18 protein-coding genes and 2 pseudogenes are annotated in these 18,816 nt (G+C 67.7%); 11 read left to right on the forward strand and 9 right to left on the reverse strand.

From position 1 onward, the window contains the following. Window positions 1-672, reverse strand: a 672-nt coding sequence (locus ABZS71_RS34150; RefSeq protein WP_356216384.1) for a GntR family transcriptional regulator, incomplete at its 3' end; no start/stop codon positions are given. Between the two features lie 87 nt (window positions 673-759). Here ABZS71_RS34150 and ABZS71_RS34155 point away from each other — a divergent pair. Genes ABZS71_RS34155 through ABZS71_RS34165 form a run of 3 tightly spaced genes read left to right on the forward strand, consistent with a single transcriptional unit; the run spans window position 760 to window position 1,937 of the window. Further along, window positions 760-1,191 carry an NUDIX hydrolase gene (locus tag ABZS71_RS34155; protein WP_356216387.1) on the forward strand — a complete coding sequence of 144 codons (432 nt, stop codon included), beginning with the start codon at window positions 760-762 and terminating at the stop codon, window positions 1,189-1,191. A 45-nt stretch (window positions 1,192-1,236) separates the two neighbouring features. After that, complete coding sequence (locus ABZS71_RS34160) at window positions 1,237-1,653, forward strand: ATP-binding protein (protein ID WP_356216390.1); 417 nt, start codon at window positions 1,237-1,239, stop codon at window positions 1,651-1,653. Then, on the forward strand, window positions 1,650-1,937 hold the full coding sequence (locus ABZS71_RS34165) for a hypothetical protein (RefSeq protein WP_356216394.1): 288 nt from the start codon (window positions 1,650-1,652) through the stop codon (window positions 1,935-1,937). The genes ABZS71_RS34160 and ABZS71_RS34165 overlap by 4 nt, the downstream gene beginning before the upstream one ends. A 444-nt stretch (window positions 1,938-2,381) precedes the next feature. On the opposite strand, the gene ABZS71_RS34170 is transcribed toward ABZS71_RS34165, so the two are convergent. Further along, on the reverse strand, window positions 2,382-3,179 hold the full coding sequence (locus ABZS71_RS34170; protein WP_356216397.1) for a hypothetical protein: 798 nt from the start codon (window positions 3,177-3,179) through the stop codon (window positions 2,382-2,384). Between the two features lie 1,302 nt (window positions 3,180-4,481). On the opposite strand from ABZS71_RS34170, the gene ABZS71_RS34175 reads away from it, so the two are divergent. The 4 genes from ABZS71_RS34175 (at window position 4,482) to ABZS71_RS34190 (ending at window position 7,409) form a co-directional block, all read left to right on the forward strand. After that, window positions 4,482-5,003, forward strand: coding sequence for an SLATT domain-containing protein (locus ABZS71_RS34175; protein ID WP_356216398.1), 522 nt, complete (start codon window positions 4,482-4,484; stop codon window positions 5,001-5,003). A 2-nt stretch (window positions 5,004-5,005) separates the two neighbouring features. Next, entirely contained in the window at window positions 5,006-5,884 is an 879-nt protein-coding gene (locus tag ABZS71_RS34180) for a hypothetical protein (protein WP_356216401.1), read from the forward strand. 276 nt (window positions 5,885-6,160) lie between these two features. Continuing rightward, window positions 6,161-6,265, forward strand: a complete 105-nt coding sequence (locus ABZS71_RS34185) for a hypothetical protein (RefSeq protein ID WP_356216403.1) — start codon at window positions 6,161-6,163, stop codon at window positions 6,263-6,265. 757 nt (window positions 6,266-7,022) lie between these two features. Continuing rightward, on the forward strand, window positions 7,023-7,409 hold the full coding sequence (locus tag ABZS71_RS34190; protein WP_356216405.1) for a hypothetical protein: 387 nt from the start codon (window positions 7,023-7,025) through the stop codon (window positions 7,407-7,409). Window positions 7,410-7,747: 338 nt separating this feature from the next. On the opposite strand, the gene ABZS71_RS34195 is transcribed toward ABZS71_RS34190, so the two are convergent. Then, a complete protein-coding gene (locus ABZS71_RS34195) occupies window positions 7,748-8,848 on the reverse strand; it encodes an ImmA/IrrE family metallo-endopeptidase (protein WP_356216407.1) in 1,101 nt (366 codons plus the stop codon). Between the two features lie 39 nt (window positions 8,849-8,887). Beyond that, window positions 8,888-9,577, reverse strand: a complete 690-nt coding sequence (locus ABZS71_RS34200; protein ID WP_356216409.1) for a hypothetical protein — start codon at window positions 9,575-9,577, stop codon at window positions 8,888-8,890. A gap of 493 nt (window positions 9,578-10,070) precedes the next feature. Between ABZS71_RS34200 and ABZS71_RS34205 the strand changes: the two genes are divergently transcribed. Continuing rightward, the gene (locus tag ABZS71_RS34205) at window positions 10,071-10,874 is read left to right on the forward strand and encodes a class I SAM-dependent methyltransferase (RefSeq protein WP_356216411.1); all 804 of its coding nucleotides are present in this window, start codon (window positions 10,071-10,073) and stop codon (window positions 10,872-10,874) included. Between the two features lie 220 nt (window positions 10,875-11,094). Here ABZS71_RS34205 and ABZS71_RS34210 read toward each other — a convergent pair whose 3' ends face one another. Then, window positions 11,095-12,561 carry an APC family permease gene (locus tag ABZS71_RS34210; RefSeq protein WP_356216414.1) on the reverse strand — a complete coding sequence of 489 codons (1,467 nt, stop codon included), beginning with the start codon at window positions 12,559-12,561 and terminating at the stop codon, window positions 11,095-11,097. 95 nt (window positions 12,562-12,656) lie between these two features. Between ABZS71_RS34210 and ABZS71_RS34215 the strand changes: the two genes are divergently transcribed. Beyond that, a complete protein-coding gene (locus ABZS71_RS34215; protein WP_355841899.1) occupies window positions 12,657-13,841 on the forward strand; it encodes an ROK family transcriptional regulator in 1,185 nt (394 codons plus the stop codon). On the opposite strand, the gene ABZS71_RS34220 is transcribed toward ABZS71_RS34215, so the two are convergent. Continuing rightward, window positions 13,838-14,410, reverse strand: a complete 573-nt coding sequence (locus ABZS71_RS34220; protein WP_356216417.1) for a hypothetical protein — start codon at window positions 14,408-14,410, stop codon at window positions 13,838-13,840. The two genes, ABZS71_RS34215 and ABZS71_RS34220, sit on opposite strands and share 4 nt — an antisense overlap. Window positions 14,411-14,491: 81 nt before the next feature. Continuing rightward, window positions 14,492-14,602 (reverse strand): annotated as a pseudogene (locus tag ABZS71_RS34225) (helix-turn-helix transcriptional regulator); the annotation flags it as partial. A 168-nt stretch (window positions 14,603-14,770) separates the two neighbouring features. Between ABZS71_RS34225 and ABZS71_RS34230 the strand changes: the two are divergent. Together ABZS71_RS34230 and ABZS71_RS34235 are read left to right on the forward strand one after the other, a co-directional pair. Then, window positions 14,771-15,346, forward strand: a complete 576-nt coding sequence (locus ABZS71_RS34230; protein WP_356216419.1) for an N-acetyltransferase — start codon at window positions 14,771-14,773, stop codon at window positions 15,344-15,346. Between the two features lie 200 nt (window positions 15,347-15,546). Next, window positions 15,547-17,022: pseudogene (locus tag ABZS71_RS34235) on the forward strand (IS1182 family transposase). A gap of 177 nt (window positions 17,023-17,199) precedes the next feature. Here the strand turns inward: ABZS71_RS34235 and ABZS71_RS34240 are convergent. Both ABZS71_RS34240 and ABZS71_RS34245 read right to left on the reverse strand, forming a co-directional pair. Further along, complete coding sequence (locus ABZS71_RS34240; protein WP_356216422.1) at window positions 17,200-17,667, reverse strand: NUDIX hydrolase; 468 nt, start codon at window positions 17,665-17,667, stop codon at window positions 17,200-17,202. 58 nt (window positions 17,668-17,725) lie between these two features. After that, entirely contained in the window at window positions 17,726-18,763 is a 1,038-nt protein-coding gene (locus ABZS71_RS34245; protein WP_356216425.1) for a CHAD domain-containing protein, read from the reverse strand. Between the last annotated feature and the right edge of the window lie 53 nt (window positions 18,764-18,816).

Raw genomic sequence — 18,816 nt, forward strand, 5'->3', positions numbered from 1 at the left:
CGGCACACCGGAGGCGAGCTGGAGCGTGCGCACCTCGGCAGGCGAGGGCATCCGGGCCCGGATCTCCTCGTCGAAGTGGTCCAGGCGGTGCCCCATCTCTTCCAGCCGGGCGTAGATGCCACCGGGGCCGGGGTTGGGCTGAGCGATCGGGGTGTTCCGGGCGAGGTCGAGCGGGAGATACGAGGTCGCGAACTCCACCGGCCGTCCATCCAGCAGATACCGGCGCCGCCGGGCCAGCACCTTACGCGGCGAACCCAGCCGGGCTGAGATGTCCGGCGAAGGCCGCTCCTCCTTCACCTCCAGGCCGTCCACCTCGGGACGACTCCCCGCAGCCTCCGCCTCCACCGTGAACGCCGACTTCCCCTGATCACGATGACGCCGCGCGAACCGATCCGAAGCCAGCCGCCGCACGGGTGGCCGAGGCCGCACAAACACACCCTTGCCATGCTCGGACACCGCCAGCCCCTCCTGCTGGAGCAAAGACAGCGCATTGCGGACAGTCATCCGCGACACCCCGAAGTGCTCCACCAGCTCAGTCTCCGAGGGCAGCTTGTCACCCTCCCTGAAGCGCCCTTTGTCGATCGCCTCCCTCAGCGCGTCAGCGATCTGCCGGAACACGGCGCGGTCACTCGTCGGATCCAATACACCCAGGGTGGAAGTCAGGGAAGGCATGTACATGTACTCCTTTAGGTGTCTAGACGAGCGGCTGGCCCGTGTTGCTACGGTGGAGAGCCTAGCCAGCCGAGAGGGCCGAGGAACGTGAGCACTGAGCGCCCGCACTCCGTAAGCGTCGCCGGGGTCATCGTCGACGACGCGGGTCGTGCGCTGCTGATCAAGCGACGGGACAACGGTAAGTGGGAGCCGCCCGGCGGCGTGCTCGAACCCGGAGAAACCATCCCCGACGCGCTTCAGCGCGAAGTCCTCGAAGAGACCGGCATCAAGATCGCACTTCCCGCGACCCTCACGGGCGTCTACAAGAACATGACCGGCCTGATCGTCTCCATGGTCTTCCGCTGCGAGGCGATCGACGGCACCCCGACCACCGGAGCGGAGACCCGCGCCTTGCGCTGGGTCACCCGTGACGAGGTCACCGAGCTCGCCGACGAGGCATACGCGATCCGCGTCCTGGACGCACTCGACAACACATCCCCGCCGGCCGTCCGCGCCCACGACGGCGTGCGACTCGTCTAGCACAAACCCACTGTCCACGGCCCCTACCAGCATGAAGGAACTTGTATGGACGAGTATATGAGTAGCCCGCGAGTTTGGGGCCTGATGTGCCCAGGTTCCCGGGAAGAGGTCACCCGCGCCCGCCGCTGGACCCGCGACATCCTCAGCGGACACGCCTGCATTGATGACGCCGAGCTGATCGTCAGCGAGCTCGGAAGCAACGCCCTCACCCACACCGCGAGCGGCAGCGACTTCGGCACGTTCCACCTCACGCTGTCGCTGTCACCTCAGACAGTCGCGATCTCGGTCAGCGATGACGGCGGACGCCCGGAACCGCGCATCACGGAGGCCGACCCGTACGACACCCACGGCCGCGGATTAAGCATCGTCATGGCCCTCGCCTGCCGCGTGGACATCACGGGCAACAAGCACGGCCGCACGGTCACCGCCCAGCTCGTAGCCCAACAGAAGGCGGACCGATGACATCCCGCCCCAAGCACAACGACGGCTGGGACCTGGACCAGCTCCACCGCGACGAGATCACCGTCACGATGAACTGGGTCATCCGCACCTGTCAGGAGATCATCCGCGACCACTGCCACAAGACCTTCTGGGTCCCCACCGGAACCTCAACCGGGGCGCCGACCACAGACCACCTCATCGACTCGGCCCGCACCGACGTGCTCAACAAGCTCCGCCACCAGATCGACGGCGCCGAGTCCATCATCAGCAACGCCGAGCACGAACGCACCAAGCGCAAACGGTGAGTTACAACCTTCTCTACGGGTTCAAGGCCCGCGCACGGCGCGGGCGCGCGCCGCCTTGTCGGCGGGGCCGCCGCCCTGTCTTCGCCAGCGGCGGCCCCGCCCGGCGGCGCGCTAGCGAGCTCGGGCATGAAGTGGGAGACACCCTCTGCGGCTGGGGCGGTCGGCTCCACGGCTTTAGGCAGCCACCATGGGGCGAGCCTCGAAGATCATGGCCCCAACGTCGTGCTTTACGGGCAGGTCCACAGACTGCCCGACTCGCCGGAAGCTTAAGGGGCCATGATCACTCGCCCCATGGCAGCTCCCGCCCAAAGCCGCTCCACCGACCTCGCGAATCACCGTGCGCATTGCAGGTTCGAAGAGACGCAAGCGTCAGTTTTTTGTGCAGAGCATCACAGCAGCGCTACAGCCGTCGAACCGAAGACCAGTGACATGGGTACTCAAACGTCACTCACGCCTTGATTCGCCTGATGCGCCCCCTCGCGTCATTTGGTCCCAACTCGGAGGGTAGTTAAGTAGAGTCCTGCGAACCCTTCCGGCAGGCGACTCAAAGAATGGTGAGTCACCCACAACCTTAAACCGGTGCGGGGGTATGACCCCACCCCTCTTCAGGAAGAGTTCGAAATCCACAATTTTACCGTCACGGTGACGAAGTGGATTAGAGGTCAGCTCGATAAGCCCGAATCTGGCAAGCGTCAAGTGTGCCTCATATACGTCCCGTGACAGGCCGTAAAGCCACTCCCTGTCTGTTTCGGCGATGTAGACCCCCCGCAAGAGGTGATCTTCACGAAAGCGGGCCGCAAGATGTTTCAGGATTAGGTACATACGAATCTCTGAGTCTGTAAGTACGTAGACCCACCCGTTCGTGAAGAACTGTACCGGCAGGGTGATCACTGCTCGCGCCCCGTCATAGTACTCAGGGATTAGGTAGTCTCGCCTTTCCGGATGCGCCACGCCGGACTCGTGTAGCAGCATCAGGGGAGACCGATTACCCGGTTCCCCGACATTCCTCAGTACGAGATTTTCATCAGCGAGCCGCTTGATAGTCGACTTTATCTGCCGGACCCGATTTTGTGTTGCCGTGACGGGAGCCTTAGCCTGCATATTTTGCTTCGCTTCCGAAACAATCAAATCAACCCACGATAATTCGCCCCCGGAGATAGGTATCGGACAGATCCCAGGAATACCGTAACGCTTCCTGGTTTGGGCCTCGAACAAAGCTAGCAAGTAAACCTGGAGATTCACGCCTCGCGGTGCTGAAATGCGGGCTATAGGTGACGGGTTATACGGACCGCCTATGAAAAAGGGGGCTCGGATCCCCACCTGCGCCGGCCATCTGCCCCCGCGTCTGTGCAGCTGCCGCGCCGCCGCCGCTTGGTCGATCCGATCAGACACCGCGTCTAGCGCTCGCACTCGGCGCATGCGGCGCTCCGCGTTTCGTGGCACGTCACACCCTCTCTGACCCTTTGGCCCGTGAGGCAACATGCCGTTGACCTGCGACGTTCTGCGTACGCGCTACACACTACATACGGGCCAAAGGGTTTTGACCATGGAGGCGTTGCCATCTGACCCTTTGGCCCGTGAGGCAACATGCCGCTCACCTGCGACGTTCTGCGTACGCGCTATACACTACATACGGGCCAAAGGGTTTGAAGGCGGTAGCCACAAATGGCGGTCAGATGCAGGAAAGTGGCAGCACCAAACGACGAGCGGCCCCTCGGCGCAACGGGGGGCCGCTCTTTCGCACCCAAGTTCGTCAACGCATCACACGAAGAAGGTGTCTCCATGAATGTACGCCTCGGGGGAAGAGCTTCACAGGCGTCTGGCCGCCCGCCCTGGACCGCCCTCGCTGGACTCCTGGCTCTCAGCGTTGTGCTCACGGTCTGGGCGGTACCTGGCCTGGCGGCGCCGCTTAGCACTGCAGCGGCAGTGCTCGGAGGCCTCGCCACCGTGTACGCGACTGCACGAGGTAAGGGGCAGCACGGCGGCCGCTCCACTGTAGCGAGCGAGTCGGAGCACCGCCCCAGGGAGTCTGAGGCGGAGCCGCCCGCGGTCAGCCCCCGCAGTCTTCGGTAGGCCTACCGAGCCAAGGCCAGGTACTCACTCCCATTGCTTGGGGCGAAGGGATCGTGGGTTCAAATACCTTCACGCTGGTCCAGGGGGACCCACCTAGTTGCTAGGAGGTGGGTCCCCCTGGGCGGCAGCGGAGCATGGCTACCCCCGAGACCTCTGTTGAGAGTTAACGCCTCCTCAGGCGCCCTCTCGGCCAGCCGACGTCTTCCAGCGCGTGAACGCCCTCCCGGGCCGTGCCCGGGCCGTGGAAGGGCGCTCATCGATGACCAACGTCGACAAAAGCCGACAGCCGGCCACACTCCGTGGATCAGTCCGGTTCTGCGCGCCCGAGCGCTGCACGTTGGTGGACATGGCAGAACGTCGCACCACATACACACCACTGGCCCACCGTGAATCCAGCCGTCTACACTAGCCCGTTACTCCAGTTGCCCCATCTTGACCTGCTTACACGGTTCCTGACTTAATGAGGTGTTCGTGTCACTGATCCCCAACGGCATACCTGAGTCGCACAGAGCCATCGCACAAGAAGGCGACCGCATCCACGAGAGTGCGCTGTGGAGTGCTCAAGGGCAGTTCGAGCAGGCCAAGTTGTGGCGGCTCATTAACCTAATGCTTGGTGTCCCGGCAGCAGCGCTCGCCGCCATCTCTGGCGGAACTGCCCTCGGTGGAGGCCTCGGTATCTGGCCGGGGGTGTTGGCTCTTATCTCGGCTGCGTTCAGCGCCACCCTGACCACCGTGAACGCGTCGCGTCGTATGACACAGGCACAGGCGTCGGCGAACGCCTACCTTCAGTTGCAGACAGCCGCCCGACAGTTCCTCACCATCGACCTGGCCGACATGACCCGCGAGGACGCGCGAGACTCGTTGCGCAACCTCACCAACACTCGGGATGAGCTCAACAAGACGTCCGACCCACCGGGCCGCCTGGCCTACAAGAAGTCCAGCAAAAACATAAGCGGCGGCGGCCAGAGCTACGCCACGGACGAGGGGGAGTGAGAATGGCAACGACCACCGTGGCCGCGTTCAACGAGTTCGACCCCAAGGCGAAGCCCTCACCTGTCACTTGGACAAAGGTCTACGGACGCCGAGATGCCGTCGTGAACGTCATCAAGGCGGCGTTTCCTGCCGGGAACGACATCCGCTATCAGTCGCACACGATCATCGGCTCGCTCGGGCGGAACACCGCTTGCAATCCTGTCGATGACATTGACCTCATGGTACATCTGCATGTTGACCAGGACTTGTGGAACCGAAGATACCGGGACAACTCCTCTGAATTTCTGTATCGGGTGCGGAAGGTTCTTAACGAAAGCTCGCCCGTACGCAAGATTGGCACTCGCGGCCAGGCCGTGCGGTTCTTCTACGCCGACGGCCTGAGCGTTGATGTGGCACCGGTCGAAAAATACACAAGTGGCGATTACGGCATCCCAGATGGTGCGGGTAATTGGTTGACTACCAATCCCAACAAACACGAGACGTACCTCAACGATCGTAACAACGCCTTGGACGGTGACCTTAAGAAAGTCATCCGGTTCGCCAAGAAATGGAACAAGGCGCACAGCTCGCGCCTCTCCTCCTTCCATCTTGAGATGTTGGTTGCGCGGACGTACGGAACTCTGGGAAATAATTCAAGGACAGCGCTACGTTTGTTCTTTGACTACAACCTTCACAATCTCTCCGTGCAGGATCCCGCCGGATTTAGCGGTGACCTTTCCGCCTACTTGAACTGGGCGAGCAAGGATGCCGTAAATGACAGTCTCAAGAGTGCTCGGGACAGAGCGGACCTGGCATTGGCCGCTGAGAATCGGGGCGACCATCGTGAGGCTATCCGTCTATGGCGGATCATCCTGGGCAGTGACTTTCCTATGTATGGGTGACAACTCCCATCGGGTACGCGTAGGCGTGGCGGCCGACAGCGGTCACATCCCGCAGCCAGCCTCAGCATTCACACTCGACTATCACGCCACAGGCGGACGTAGAGCAACGAAGTACAGCAACCCCAGCAGCCGGTAGCGCTCGGTATCGGCCCACATAGCTCTCACGGCAGCCTGCATGACCTTCAACGACCGAACTCTCCAGAGCTACGGATCAGAAGGTGCATGGACGCGACCTATCTGTCATTCACCGTGACCAAGGTAGGTCAATGAGTAGCTATGTTGGCGCCAAGTGCCTCACGCGCCGCGAATGACGTCGCAGAAACAGCCCGCTTTCTACGATTCGCCGCCTCGGTAACGGCTTCAATCGGCTTTTCTCCTTGACGCACCGCCCGGATGGTTCTCAACTCGCCATACAGGGCCTTTCGCAGTTCACGTCCGCACTCTAAGACTTCCAGCGGCCCTTCGATCGATACTGCATTGATTAACGGGAGGAGGCTATTTGCTTCATTCCAGGCTGAATCAAATAGCATCTGGAAATCGTCATCGCCGAGTTGCGAACTGTGAGTTTTCGTAATGGCGTGCACCGCACTGCTTGCCTTGTCCAGGAAAGCCTTATAAGCGTCACGACGTGCTTGGCGGAGTGCGGCTACTTTGTTCTCGGCTCGGTCCTCGCGTGCGAGAACGAGTGCGTGTTCGTTCTGTATGCGGATACTCCGCAGACTGATCAGAGCCGCCACCGCCGATCCACCCAACGCGGCTGCGGCTGTGATCAGCGCAACGACCACGGTCTGATTCATGGAAGCCCTTCTCTGCCCACGCATGTGTCGGCACCCGGCCAGCCTCGGGTCTTTGAGGTCCGTCCACAAGACCACCACAATCGACGGCAGTCTGATGGAAACAATGAGGCGCGCACGCACGCCTGTATGACCGCCCGGGTATTCAGGGTGAAGACGGCCGAGCCCCACCGGACCACAGCCCAGCAGTTCGCCCAGGTCAGCCTCCCGACAGGCCTGTGATGCCGCAGCTTCCCAGGGTGAGACGCTCGGCCCCGAGTAGATCCGCCATACAGCCCGCGTGCTTCGGTGCGCCCCCGGCGCGCCACTCCCCCACTCCAGGCACCCCTTGAGCATGTACTCGCATGGAGGGATTCGGAAAGTACTGGGGTTGGATCGTCTTCGCGGTACTGATTGCGGGCTGGCTGACCTTCGACTTCGGGCCAGTCGTGCTCCTCGTTCTATCCGGGATCAGCGCCTTTTACTTCTTCTTCAATGTGCCCGTCTGGTGCGGAGCCGAGGGGCGGGGCGGCTCATGCCGCAACAACAGCCACGGAGCTCTCATGGGCTGCCACCTTCGCCAGCACAAGTGGCAGAAGCTCAAGATGATCTTCTGGAGCGCTCGGTGGGCACGGCTCCGGCAAGAACTGTTCCAGAACGCGACCACCACCCTAGCCAGCCTGGGCGGCATACTCGCTGTGACGTCAGGCGTGGCGGCTAGCCTGCAACCGCTGTTCGGCGGGGGTTGGTAGCGGGACTCGCTGACATCCACCTCTGACATCAACGACAGCAGACGCCAGTAGCCACCAGCGGTCCCCGACAGCGAGGATCAGGCTGGCTGGCCCTCCTGATAGGAGCCGCGAATCGAACTCCTAATGCGGTGGTCACAAGGCCAAGCGCTGGACCGTCCTCCCGTCTGATGCTGGCGGCAGAGCGGGCGGGCGGCGTCGGCACCACCAACCGCCACGGAGTGGTGTCAGCCAGCCGGGCGAGGCTCATGACTGCCCGCATCTTCTAAGCGCCTGCTCCAGAGCCGGGCTGACATCGCCGGGTGTGAGTGCACCCAGGTCCGACAGGCGAACCAGGGAAGCTACTGGACCAAGGAGAGGCGCGGTCGCCCCTCGCGGGTCACGGGGTCTGTACTCGCGCTGGTACGTCCGCTGCGTGCGGTGACGATCAGACCGAAGACCCAACTGCTGAGCTCTTCGGGGGAGACGTGTAGGTCACGGGCAATGTGGTGGAGCGTCATGCCCTTGGACTTCATGGCGGTGAACACCTTGTCGAGCAACTGGGAGCTCTCACGGCCAGGCATGCCGGACGGCTCGCCCCTTCGGTAGCCGAGCTTGCCTAGCTCGATGCAGGTGCGGCGGTAGTGCCAGTCCGACAGCATGTCCAGGTCGTGGAGTCGGTATGTAAGGGCGAGAGCAGCGACCTTCCAGATCCTCCTGCCGCGGAGGATCTGCTGAACCAGGGGAGTCTTTGGCATGTGTTCAATGACGCTGCTGCGTGGCATGAGGAAGGCGCTGGCGAAGGCGTTTGCTTCCTGCTCGGCTTGGGGGCCGGCCAGGGTGCGGTCTTCCCCATGCAGGATGAGGTGCCCCAGCTCATGAGCGGCATCGAACCGGCCCCGCTCGGGAGTCTTCAGGGTGTTGAGGAAGATGAAGGGCGTGCCATCACGCCACATGGCGAACGCGTCGACGTCGGCGTACTCGGGAGGGAGGGAGAAGACGCGTACACCGTGGGCCTCCAAGAGGTGCACCATGTTGCTGATCGGTGCCGTGCCGAGGCCCCAGCGGGCACGAATCATCTCAGCTGCGGTTTCTGGGTCTGGCCTGCCCAGGGTGGGAATGTCGTTGGCGGGCAGGCGGAAGCGGTCCTCGATCCAGCTGTGCAGCTCCAGGGCGAGACGGCTGGCCCACAAGGCAGCATCGCGTGGACCGGCCGCCAGCTTGCTGCGGGCACGGAAGGAGACGGCGTCCAGCGGGATGGGCTCCAGGTCCGGTTGGAAGAAGAACGACTCGGGGAAGTCAAGAGCGGCCGCAAGCCGGGCGAGGGTGTCAGGGGTGGGCTCGGTACGGCCTCGCTCGTAGTTCGAGAGGCTCTGCACACTCACCGCGACGCGCGTTGAAAGCTCGGCGAGCGTGAGACCGCGTCGCTTCCGGGCAGTGGTGATGCGCGAGGATGTGATCATGGCTCCTCGTCATCCTTGGCACCATTGGGCCTTGCTTTTCTACCGCTCTTCCACGGAAACGTCGAAGTCGCCGGTGGTCTCGACAGCGTAGTCGTTCACACTTTCGAACTCGATGGCGGGGAGCAGGATCCGACGCTGGTAGCCGTCGATCTTCCCCCCGGGGCCCACCCGGTCCGGGAGAGACAACTCGCTGCGGACAGTGACGACTCCCGTCTTCCGGGCCTCATGGCGGTGTGTCAACAGGTACCACGTCACCATCTGTGCGTACTCGTCGGCATCTGACTGTGCCACGTCTGGCTCAGCGAATTCAGGCTCCTCGAAGGGCAGCTGAAGGTCCTGGTTACGGGCGACAGCCCGCTCCTTGGTCACGCCGGCTGGGCGCTTGCTGCGAGGGTGAGGGGAGCCGGGCAGGCCGGTTCGGGCGTCCCCGAGGAGTACGCCGATTCCTACGGTCTTGTCTGGGCTAACGATGAGCGGTGCCTGGAGCGGGTCGTAGGGCTTCCATTCCAGTTCGGTGCGAAGGCTGTACCGGAGCTCCCGGACGCGGGTGAAGTAGTCCTGAGAGCCGGGGGCGTTCTTCGCGTCATCTTTGGTCTTGCCGTTCCGCCGCGCTTGCTCGCTCATCCGCAGGGTCTGCTCGAAGTACTCCCACCGCAGGCCGAGGGCGGAGAGCTGACTCGTGTAGCCGTCGGGCTCCCCGATCGGCAGGGAGAGGAAGTTGTCGATCATGAAACCTCCGCGCTCTTATAGTTACCACCCCTCAAATGAGGGAGGATTTTTTCAAGAGTAGCGCCTGACGGCGACACAGAGGCAGGGTCCCGGAGGCAAGTTGACGTTCAGTCGCCATGGGTGGCTCACTTAGGAGCACCAATATCGGCTGCCACCTGAGCGGGTTTGTGCAGCAGCGCCGCAGCGCCCCCCGGGCGGTTCGGCCGCCTGCTGGGCCGTCTCTGGGCCGTCCGACGCCGCTCGGTGGTGGCCAACGATGACCAATGACGACCAGTCAGGAGCCACCGGCCAGCGCTCGGACTAGCGAGAACGCAGGTCGCCAAGATCCCCGGCAAGACCCAGGGCAAGAAGAAGTAACGAGCCCGCTCCGAGCCCCCTACCAGCGATTTTGCTGCCGGTAGGGGGTTTCGTCTGCTCTTGGGGCCGGGCCGAGGGGTACCCGGAACGGCACCCCGGCCGCATACCCTCCCGCCGTATCCCATAAGCTCACGTCATGCCAGCCCCGTCGTCGAGCCGTCCGATCGGTTCGGCGACCCGCGGGACCACCAATCCCAATCGGCTGCGGCGTATGGACCGGTGGATCGCCGCCGCGCACGGGGCGGTGTTGCGGCGGGGTGAGGCGCCCGTCGCGGTGGATCTCGGGTATGGGGCCGCGCCGTGGACCGCCGTGGAGTTGCTCGACCGGTTGCGGACGGTGCGGCCCGGGGCTCGGGTGGTCGGGGTGGAGATCGATGCGGCGCGGGTCGCCGCGGCGCGGCCGTATGAGCGTGAGGGGCTCGCGTTCGCGCATGGCGGGTTCGAGGTGCCGCTGCCGGGCGGGGCGCGGCCGGTGCTCATACGGGCGGCGAATGTGCTGCGGCAGTACGAGGAGGGCGAGGTCGCCGCGGTGTGGCGGCGGTTGTGCGGGCGGCTGGCGCCCGGCGGGCTGCTGGTGGAGGGCACCTGCGATGAGATCGGGCGGCGGCACGTATGGGTCGCGCTCGACCCCGCGGGCCCGCGCACGGTGACCTTCGCGGCCCGTCTGGGTTCCTTGGAACGCCCCTCCGACCTGGCCGAACGGCTTCCCAAGGCGCTGATCCACCGCAATGTGCCGGGCGAGCCGGTGCACGCCTTTCTGCGCGACTTCGACCGGGCGTGGGCGGCGGCCGCCCCGTACGCGCCGCTGAGCACACGCCAGCGCTGGATACGCAGCGCCCAGACGCTGCGCACCGCGGGCTGGCCGCTCGTGGACGGCCCACGGCGCTGGCGCCAGGGGGAGATCACGGTCAGGTGGGAGGCCCTGGCGCCTCGCGCCTGACCCTGTGCAGGACGCCGGGGCTGGCCCGGCCCTCGCGCCCGACGCCAGGGCTGACCCTGTGCAGGACACCGGGGCTGACCCCGTGCATGACGCCAGGGCCGGCCCCGTGCAGGACACCAGGGCCGGCCCCGTGCAACCCCGTGCAGGACACCAGGGGGCTGACCCCGTGCAGGACACCAGGGCTGACCCACGCCCGACCCCGCGCCCACCCTGCGCGGCGTTACGTCCTCGCCCCGTCGGCGGCGGTGGCCGGGTCCGCGTCGGGGTCGGCCCCGGCCGCGTACTCCTCGCTGATCTCTTTCGGCCCGAAGGGCCACACCTTCTCCGCCCGCGCCCAGAGCAGAAACGCCACACACCCGGCGGCGACCCAGGCGAGCGACCATTCGATGGGGTGCCGGCCGGGGGAGTTCTTGTCCGCGTAGCCGTAGATGACCAGCCAGCCCACCAGCGCCACCACGCTCGGCAGCGGATAGAGCCACATCCGGTACGGCCGCCGCAGCGCCGGCTGGCGGCGGCGGAGGACCGTGACGGCGAGGACCTGGGCGAGGGCCTGGACGATCACCATGACCGTGGTGAGCAGTTGGATGAGCGTGGCCAGATCGGTGTGGCGGCCGATGAGGAAGCCGACCGCGGTGACGACGCCCATGGTGGCCAGGCCCAGGACGGGGAAGCGATGGCGCGGGTGGAGCGTGCCGTACGGGCGGAAGAAGACCCGCTCGCGGGCGGCGTCGTACGGCACCCGGGAGCCGCCGAGGAGCCCGGCGAAGACGGAGGCGAAGGCGGTGATGAGGATGAGGACGGTGACGACGTCGGCCGCGCCCTTCCCCCACGTCTGTTCCAGCACGGCGGAGGCGACGGACTGCGAGGCCGTCGAGCCCTGGTCGAGCATCTGGTGCCAGTCGACGACGCCGAGGGTGCCGATCTGCAGCAGCAGATAGATGCCCATGATGCCGAGGATGGAGACGACGATCGCGCGCGGCAGGGTGCGGCCGGGGTCCTTGATCTCGGCGCCCATGTAGGCGGCGGTGTTGTAGCCGAGATAGTCGTAGATGCCGATGGTCAGGCCCGCCGCGAAGCCGGTCCAGAACTGGCTGGTGTTCAGGTCGAAGGCGTGCGCCGGGTAGGTGAACGCCTGGTCCGCGTCGAAGTGGGTGAAGGCCGCGACGATGACGAGCACGACGGAGGCGATCATCACGCACCACATGACGGCCGTGATCCTGGCGATGTGCTCGACCCCGCGCCACAGCAGCCCGACGACCAGGGCGATGACGCCGAGCCCGACGAGATCGCCCTGTGTCTGCGTCATGCCGTGCCACAGATAGCCCAGGTACTGCACCAGGCCGACCACACCGGTGGACATGATCAGCGGGATGAACAGCATCGCCGTCCAGACGAACAGGAACGGCATCAGCTTGCCGCTGCGGTACTGGAACGCCTGGCGCAGATAGACATAGCTGCCCCCGGCCCCCGGCAGCGAGGCGCCGAGCTCGGCCCAGATCAGCCCGTCGGCGAGCGCGAGCACCGCGCCCGCGACAAAGCCGATGACGGCCTGCGGTCCGCCGAAGGCGGCGACCATGAGGGGGATGGTGACGAACGGGCCGATGCCGCACATCTGGCTCATGTTGATGGCGGTCGCCTGGAACAGGCCGATGCGGCGGACGAATCCGGCCTCTGGGGTGCCGGGCATCTGGACCTCCCTTGCTCGCCGCGCGGGTGTGATTAAGTTAAGGAGCCTTACTTGATGCGTCAAGGGCCGCCGGGGGAAGGCGAGGGAGGGCCGCCATGACCGATGCGCACGGGGACGACACCCCCTGGAACCGGCAGCGGCTGCGCAGCAACAACGAGCGTCTGCTCCTGGCCCGGCTGCGCGCCGAAGGACCCGCCTCCCGCGCCCAGCTCGCCCGCGGGACGGGGCTGTCCAAGCCCACGGTCTCCAGCGCGCTGGCGGCACTGGAGGAGGCGGGTCTGGTCCGCGAGGCGGGGCGGCAGGCGCCGCCGGAGCGGGGCCGGGTGGCGGTGCTGTACGAGCCGGACCCGACCGCGGGATACGTCCTCGGGCTGGACATCGGCCGGTCCTGGCTGCGAGTGGCCGCCGCCGACCTCGACGGGACCGTCGTGGCCCGCGCGGACGTCCGTAATCGTGGCCGCAGCGCCGCCGCGATGGCGGACCTCACCGTCGCCGCCGCCCGGCAGGTCGTGGCCGACGCCGGGGTGGACCCGGCGCTGGTCGCGCACGCGGTCGTCGGCGCCCCGGGGGTGTACGACGCCGAGCGGCGCCGGGTGCGCTACGCGGTCAATCTGCCCGGCTGGGGGCGCGCGGGGCTCCTGGACCGGATGCGCGAGGAGCTGGGCACCCCGCTGACCGTCGCCAACGACGCGAATCTGGCGGCGCTCGGCGAGTACACCTTCGGTGCGGGCCGGGGCAGCAAGCTCTTCGTCTACGTCATGGTCGGCACCGGGCTCGGCATGGGCGTGGTCGCCGACGGCCGGCTGTTCACCGGGGCGCACGGCGCGGCCGGGGAGATCGGCTTTCTGCCGCTGCTGCCGAACGGCGGCGGGCACGGTCTGGAGGACTCCGTCGCGGCGGACGCGGTGGTCCGGGCCGCCCGTGAGCTGGGCATGTCCGCGAGCGGCTCGGGGCCGCTGACCGCCAAGGCGGTCTTCGAGGCGGCGCGGAGGGGCGCCCCGCCCGCGCTGGCGGCGGTGCGGCAGGAGGCCGAACGGCTCGCCCATGTGATCGCCGCCGTCGCCGCCGTTCTCGACCCCGATCTGGTGCTCCTCGGCGGCGGCGTCGGCCACAGCGCGGATCTGCTGCTGCGCACGGTCGAATCCACCCTCCAGCGCATCGGCCCGCTCCGGCCGAAGGTGGCCGGCAGCGCGCTGGGCGAGGACGCGGTCCTGCTGGGCGCGGTGGCCACGGCCCTGGAGGACGCCCGCGAACGCGTCTTCGCCCGTAGGCGCCCTTAAACCACTGCCGATGCGGCGGCGGCGTCGGCGCCCGCGCCCGCGCCCGCGCCCGCGCCCGCGCCCGCCAGGATCCTCAGGGCCTGCGCCGTCGGCGAGCCCTTCTCCGCCGTGTATGTGCACAGCATCTGCCCCGGATCCGCCGGCAGTGTGAACGCCTCGAACGTCACCACCAGCTCCCCCGCCTCCGGGTGGCGGAACCGCTTCGTACCGCGCGTCCGCTCCTGCACCGCCTGCGCTTCCCACCGCCGCCGGAACTCCTCGCTCCGTTCCAGCAGCTCATGGATGACCCGACACACCCGCGTACTGCCGGGATGGCGCCCGATCTCCGCGCGCAGGCCGGCCACCGTGTCATCGGCGATCTCGTCCCAGTCCGGGTGCAGATCCCTGGTGCGGGGGTCGAGAAAGACCAGCAGGGGCCCGTTGCGCCGGTCCTCGGGGATCGTGCCGTAGTCGAGGCCGATCCGGGCGCCGAGCCGGTTCCAGGCCAGGACGTCCATCCCGGGCCCGTAGACGAAGGCGGGGACCGTGGCGTCCATCGCGTCCAGCAGCTGACGGATCTCCGGCCGCACCGCCGGCCGCGGATCCGGTTCGGCCGACTCCCCGGCGCGCGGCCGCGACAGCGTGATGTTGCGCAGATAGGTGTGCTCGGACGGGGTCAGCCGCAGCGCCCGCGCGAGGCCGCCGACGACCGAGTCCGAGATGGCCGGGGCGCGGCCCTGCTCGATGCGGGTGTAGTAGTCGACGCTGATCCCGGCCCGCTGGGCGACGTCTTGTCCACCGCCGCCGGACGCCCCAGCGTCCTCTTCTGCTCGACCGGCTCGACCTCGAACAACCCATCGCCACCATGCATACCGAGATCATCCCGCATGAATGATCACGAACCGCAGGCGGGTTGCCGGTTACTGAGACACGCTCCTAGGCTGCCGGTCATGAATCCGGCCATGACCAGCGGTGTGACCACTGAGCCCGCCATCCTTGACGCCACGGAGCTGACTTCCGATCCGGAGCTGGAGGTCCGGTTTGCGGAGTCGGCCCACCGGATCCTGGCGGACCTGGTCAGTGGAGGTGCCGCGCTGGGGTGGGTCGAACCGCCCTCGCGGGATGAGGTGGCGGAACTTCTCAGCCACATCGTCTCTGCGGTGCAGACCGGGGATGCGTCCCTGCGTGTCGCTTACCTCGACCGTCGGATTGTCGGGTTGGGGTACTGGCTCCGCTACGCCCGCCCGACGCATCGGCCACACGCCGATCTGGAGAAGATCGCGGTAGATGCTGCTGCCCATGGTCGTGGTGTCGGTCGGGCGCTGACCGCTGCCTTGATCGCTGACGCCCGGGAGGCGGGGATCGAGGTCCTCACTCTGGACGCCCGTGGCGACAACACCAATGCCCTGCGCCTCTACCGGTCGCTGGGCTTCACCGAATACGGCCGTCTGCCTGGCTTCGTCGCCGTCGGCGAACGCCGCTACGACAAGGTCTTCTACATGCTGGACTTCCGCCAGCAAGGCTGACCTGTGCCACGCACGAAGGCCCGGCGGCGACCCGCTGGCGCTTCGCGATCTTTCATGCGAGATGATCTCGTGCCGGTGCTCCCCGCGCAGGCGGGGGTGGTCCGCGCTGAGATACGCCTTGTTGGCGTCATAGCCGGTGCTCCCCGCGCAGGCGGGGGTGGTCCGCAGGCGCCGGCGACGATATGCGTGGTGGGGACGGACTGTTCGAGGCCGAGCCGGTCGAGAAGAAGAGGTCTCGGGGCCGCCCGGCGGCGGTGGACAAGACATTTCGGGCCTTCGACCCGCACCAGGTCCTGCTGCTGCCTCCGTCGCTGGACGACTGGCTGCCCGAGGACCACCTCGCCCGGTTCGTCGCCGACCTGGTCGACGAGGTGCTCGACCTCTCGCCGGTGCTGGGCGGACTACACCGAGAAGCGTGGCTACCCGCCCTACGATCCCCGGCTGATGCTGCGGCTGCTGATCTACGGCTACACCACCGGCGTCCGCTCCTCGCGGGCGATCGAGCGCAAGTGCACCGACGACGTTGCGTTCCGGTTCCTGGCCGCCGGCCAGGCCCCGGACTTCCGCTCGATCGCCCGGTTCCGCCGCCGCCAGCTGGACGCGCTCGCCGGCCTGTTCACCCAGTCGCTGCACCTCGCGCAGAAACTCGGCATGGTCAAGATGGGCCGCGTCGCCCTGGACGGCACGAAACTGGAGGCCAACGCCTCCAAGCACAAGGCGATGAGCTACGGCCGCCTGGTCGACAAGGAGGAGCGGATCGAGGCCGAGATAGCAGCCCTGGAGGCCCAGGCCCAGGCCCAGGCGCTGCTCGCCGACGCGCAGGCCACCGACGAAGCCGAGGACCAGATGTTCGGCACCGACGGCAAGGACACCGAGCTGGACCGCCGGGAAGGCGCCTGGCCAAACTGCACGCCGCTCGTGCGCAGATCGAGGCCGAGGCCGCCACCAAGGCACGCCGCCACGCCCAGGACAAGGAACGCCGCCGTCAGGAGCGTGGCGGCATCAGCGACGAGCAGGCCGTCACCGACGCCGGGGACAAGGCCGCCGCGAAGGCGCGTCCCAAGCCCAAGGCGCAGGCCAACTTCACCGACCCCGACTCTCGGATCATGAAGAACAGCGACGGCGCCTACATCCAGGCATACAACGCCCAGGCCGTCGTGGACGAGAAGCACCAGGTCATCACCGCCGCCGACGTGACGACCAACCCCTCGGACGCGCTGAACTACACCACCATGCTCGACCAGTCGGCCCGGAACACCGGCCGCCACCCCAGGCAGGCGCTGGTCGACGCCGGCTACTGCTCCGAGGCCAATCTCAACGCCGCGAGGGACCGTCAACTGGTCTGCGGCACTGACACGTTCATGGCCACCGGACGACTGGCACACGACGAGCAGGTCCCGCCCGCACCGCGCGGACGGATACCAGCGAACGCCACGCTGAAGGAGCGGATGGCCCGCAAGCTGCGGACCAAGCCCGGCAAGGCCGCCTACAGTCGCCGCAAAGCCATCGTCGAACCCGTCTTCGGTCAGATCATGACCTGCCAGAACGGCCGCCAGCTCCTCCTGCGCGGAGAAGACGGCGCCCGCGGCGAGTGGCGCCTGCTGGCCGCCTGCCACAACCTCCGCAAGATCTTCCGACACGCTGGAACCGCCGGACTCGCCACCGTGCCCGGCTGATCAGCCGGGCCCCGGCCCCGTCAGGGCCCCGCCAGGCCGCACACCCGATGGGCAGAACCTCATCCCGGCCTCACCGCCGATCGGACGACCACGACTGATCCCACCGCCCACGGCCACCCGGCCAGTTGCCCGTTACTGACCCACGCTCCTAGGACAGGTGCGGCTAGGACAGGTGCGCTAGGACAGGTGCAGCGCTTCCAGCAGGGCGTCGATGAGCGTGCGGTCGTGGTCGTACGTCAGCCGCAGCCGGGCCGCGGCCGGGGGCAGCCAGACGAGGCGGTCGACCTCCGGGTTGGGGACGAAGGGCTCGTCGTCGACCGCCTCCGCCGCCCAGTAGTGCACCACCTTGGGGCGGCCCTTGGCGATGTAGCGGAGGGTGGGCAGCGCCGCGCCGGGGGCGCAGCCCATGCTGGTCTCCTCCGCCACCTCGCGGATCGCGCCTTCCAGCGCGTCCTCGCCGCGCTTCAGCTTGCCCTTGGGGTGCGACCAGTCGTCGTAGCGGGGGCGGTGCACGAGGGCGATCTCCAGCCGGCCGTCGTGCGGGGCGCGCCGCCAGAGCACGCACCCCGCCGCGAGGACCGTTCCGCCGGGCGCGCCCCCGCCGCCGTCGCCGCCGTCCGAGGTGTGGGAATTCCGCTGGCCCATCCGCCGTCTCGCCTCCCTGTTCCCACCGGTTGCCTGTATGTGCGCCGTCGCTGTTCCGTCAGGAGGCTCTGGCCGCCACCCGCCGCCAGATCCGGCCGAAGGCGAAGCGGGCCGCCTCGACCTCATGCCGCTGATCGGCGTGCAGCACCCCGAGCGCGTACGCGGTCGCCGGGGCGATCCGCGGCGTACGGGCGGCGGACGCGGCGGCGGCGGCCGCCGCGGCCGCGTCGCGGTGGCGCTCCAGCGCCTGCGCGGCGGCCAGCAGCCGTACGGACAGCGGCGGCTCGGCCTCGCCCGGCCCGGGGCCGTTCGGCCCGGCGCCGCTGGGCGCGGGTCCGCTCGGCTGCTGTCCCTGGTAGAGCACCTCCAGGGCGTAACGCCGCGCCCGCACCAGATGGCGCACCTGATGCCAGGGCGCGTCCTGGTGCTCGCTGGCGGGCGGGGCGTCGGCCGCCGGGGTCGCGGCGAGGCCGTGGACCAGCGCCTCCGCGTTGTACGGAAGCCCGGCGCGGCCCAGCGGCAGCGCCTCGACCGCCTCGATCAGCCGCCGGTTGGCCAGCTCGGCGAGCGGTGGCAGCACCTGCTCGGCGGGGCGCTCGGCGGTGGGCTCGTCGAGCGGCACCTCGGAAGCGAGCAGCGCGACGGTGTCCGCGACCGCGTGGAAGCGGGAGGAGCCGAGCGCCTGCAGGGCGGCGGTGTGGGCGCGGGTGCGGGCCAGGGTGAGCTGGCGCTCCAGCAGCGCTCCGGCGCGGGCCGCCCCCACGGTCAGCGCCCCGCCGCGGGGTTCTTCCTCGACGCCCGCCCGCTGATGGGCCGCGCCCCCCGACGGTCCGGATGTGCCGTGCTTGTCCTCCCGGTCGCCGCGGTCGCCCCGGTCGCTGTCTCCCCGGTCGCCGCGGTCTCCCCGGTCGCCCTGATCGCTGTCCCCCCGGTCGGTGCGGTCTGCCCGCTCGCCGCGCCGCCGTCCGGTCGGCACGGCGTCCTCGCCGGGCGCCGCCTCGGCGCCGCTGTTCGCGTCCGCCGGGCCGGGCCGCGCGCCGGCCCGTGCCCGCCTATCGCTTCGGGCGGCATCCCGGTGGCCTACCTGGACAGCCACCCGGCCCTCCAGGCGGCCGAGCGCTGCGGCTCGGTACGAGCAAGCGCGACCCG

The organism is Streptomyces sp. NPDC005393, from assembly GCF_040606675.1.
GTDB lineage: Bacteria > Actinomycetota > Actinomycetes > Streptomycetales > Streptomycetaceae > Streptomyces.

Excerpts from the sequence above, each read along its gene's own strand:
- ABZS71_RS34200 (WP_356216409.1), bottom strand. The coding sequence starts at position 9,577 with ATGATCGACAACTTCCTCTCCCTGCCGATCGGGGAGCCCGACGGCTAC.
- ABZS71_RS34215 (WP_355841899.1), top strand. The coding sequence starts at position 12,657 with ATGACCGATGCGCACGGGGACGACACCCCCTGGAACCGGCAGCGGCTG.
- ABZS71_RS34230 (WP_356216419.1), top strand. The coding sequence starts at position 14,771 with ATGAATCCGGCCATGACCAGCGGTGTGACCACTGAGCCCGCCATCCTT.
- ABZS71_RS34240 (WP_356216422.1), bottom strand. The coding sequence starts at position 17,667 with ATGGGCCAGCGGAATTCCCACACCTCGGACGGCGGCGACGGCGGCGGG.
- ABZS71_RS34165 (WP_356216394.1), top strand. The coding sequence starts at position 1,650 with ATGACATCCCGCCCCAAGCACAACGACGGCTGGGACCTGGACCAGCTC.
- ABZS71_RS34205 (WP_356216411.1), top strand. The coding sequence starts at position 10,071 with ATGCCAGCCCCGTCGTCGAGCCGTCCGATCGGTTCGGCGACCCGCGGG.
- ABZS71_RS34180 (WP_356216401.1), top strand. The coding sequence starts at position 5,006 with ATGGCAACGACCACCGTGGCCGCGTTCAACGAGTTCGACCCCAAGGCG.
- ABZS71_RS34210 (WP_356216414.1), bottom strand. The coding sequence starts at position 12,561 with ATGCCCGGCACCCCAGAGGCCGGATTCGTCCGCCGCATCGGCCTGTTC.
- ABZS71_RS34195 (WP_356216407.1), bottom strand. The coding sequence starts at position 8,848 with ATGATCACATCCTCGCGCATCACCACTGCCCGGAAGCGACGCGGTCTC.
- ABZS71_RS34190 (WP_356216405.1), top strand. The coding sequence starts at position 7,023 with ATGGAGGGATTCGGAAAGTACTGGGGTTGGATCGTCTTCGCGGTACTG.
- ABZS71_RS34160 (WP_356216390.1), top strand. The coding sequence starts at position 1,237 with ATGGACGAGTATATGAGTAGCCCGCGAGTTTGGGGCCTGATGTGCCCA.
- ABZS71_RS34185 (WP_356216403.1), top strand. The coding sequence starts at position 6,161 with ATGTTGGCGCCAAGTGCCTCACGCGCCGCGAATGACGTCGCAGAAACA.